Annotated in this window: 1 protein-coding gene; it reads left to right on the top strand. The window is 36.9% G+C overall.

The window, feature by feature from the left end; translation table 11 throughout:
• Window positions 1-158 precede the first annotated feature (158 nt).
• Entirely contained in the window at window positions 159-1,733 is a 1,575-nt protein-coding gene (locus AN964_RS21690; protein ID WP_055741904.1) for an IS1182 family transposase, read from the top strand.
• The last annotated feature ends 94 nt before the right edge of the window (window positions 1,734-1,827 follow it).

Genomic DNA, 1,827 nt, shown 5'->3' with positions numbered 1-1,827 from the left:
AGAGGCTGGGACAAAACCCGCCTCTGAGATGAAAAAGCCGGTGAAATTTTACGACAAGTAAAATTTCACCGGCTTTGATTATTTTTTGAATAAAAATAAGGACCGCTTCTGATAAAATTAAGTCACCACAACAAAATTATACAGAAAGAAGGATCCTTATGTTTAAAAATTATACCATGAATCAATTAGTTTTGCCTTTAGATTTAGAAGTAAAATTACAAAAAAATGATATTGCCTTCCATGTCCATCATTTAGTTGAAAGCATCCCTCTTGAAGCGTTCGAACCATTTCTGCGAAATAATGGCTGCCCTGCCTACCATCCACGCATGATGCTTAAAATTATCTTATGTGCTTACACGCAATCTATCTTTTCAGGACGCAAAATGGAAGCCCTATTAAAAGACAGTATCCGTATGATGTGGTTAGCTCAAGGTTATCAACCAAGCTACCGCACCATCAACCGATTCCGTGTTCAATCAGAAGTGAAAGATTTAATTCGCCAATGTTTCGTCCAATTTCGTTGCCAATTGATCGAAGAAAAACTTATCGATCAAGAAGCGGTTTTTATCGATGGTACAAAGATTGAAGCGAATGCGAATAAATTTACGTTTGTCTGGAAGAAATCGATTGAGAAATATCATCAAAGTTTAATTGAAAAGTCAAACCAGCTATACAATGAACTGCTTGAAAATGAAATTATACCTGAAATGGAACGTGAAAGCGATGAACAGTTATCATTGGAAGAACTCGCTCAATTGGTTCAAAAAGTGGACGATGTCGTAACCGAGTATGATAAACAAATAGAAGCATCATCAGACGTTCCAGAACGAAAAGCTTTAAGAAATGAACGGAAATACCCAAAACAAGTGCGAAAACAGTTGATTGATTTTGTCCTGCGAAAACAGAAATACCAACAAGACATTGAAATCTTTGGCACGCGTAATAGCTATTCTAAAACAGATCCAGATGCGACATTTATGCGAATGAAAGATGATTATATGCAAAACGGACAATTGAAAGCTGGTTACAATGTACAAATCGCAACGGAGGGCCAATACGCGCTTGCCTATAGTTTATTTTCAAACCCAACAGATACGCGTACGTTAATTCCATTTTTAGATGAGATCGAGCAGCATTATTTCGAGTTACCGAAACACATTGTCGCAGATGCAGGTTATGGTAGTGAACAAAACTTTAATGATATCCTTTTGAAAAGAAAACGAGAAGCACTTATTACATATAATATGTATTTGAAGGAACAAAAGAAAAAGTACAAACAAAACACTTTTAATCCCGACAACTGGAAGTATGATAAAGAAACAGATACCTATACATGCCCTAATCAGAAACGTCTTGAATATCAATATCATTCAGTCCGAAATGACCGTACAGGCTTCCAACGGAAGTTCAAAATCTACGAGTGCGAAGACTGTTCGGGATGCCCATTCCGTTCATCCTGTACAAAAGCAAAAGAAGGCAACAATCGAAAACTAATGGTGAATGAAAAATGGGAACAGCAAAAAGAATATGTAAGAGCGAAGCTTTCAGAAGAGAAAACGAGTGCCATCTATCGAAAACGCAAAATCGATGTGGAACCAGTTTTTGGATTCTTGAAGGCTAATTTGCGTTTCGCTCGATTTTCTGTACGAGGAAAATCGAAGGTAGAAAACGAAATGGGCCTTGCGTTAATGGCAGTGAATTTAAGAAAATTCACTGCCAAACAACTAAGGTAATAGAAAATTTAAACGCAAAAATAGAGAAAGGTGAATTTGAGTTCCCTCAAATTCACCTTTCTCACTATTTGAAGCTAGTTATGTCCCAGCCTCT

Source organism: Heyndrickxia shackletonii, from assembly GCF_001420715.1.
In the GTDB taxonomy this organism is placed as follows: domain Bacteria; phylum Bacillota; class Bacilli; order Bacillales; family Bacillaceae_C; genus Margalitia; species Margalitia shackletonii.
This window is presented reverse-complemented; position numbering and strand designations above follow the sequence as displayed.

What these genes read in the sequence shown, in the direction of transcription:
- AN964_RS21690 (WP_055741904.1), top strand. Translation starts at nt 159, where the DNA reads ATGTTTAAAAATTATACCATGAATCAATTAGTTTTGCCTTTAGATTTA.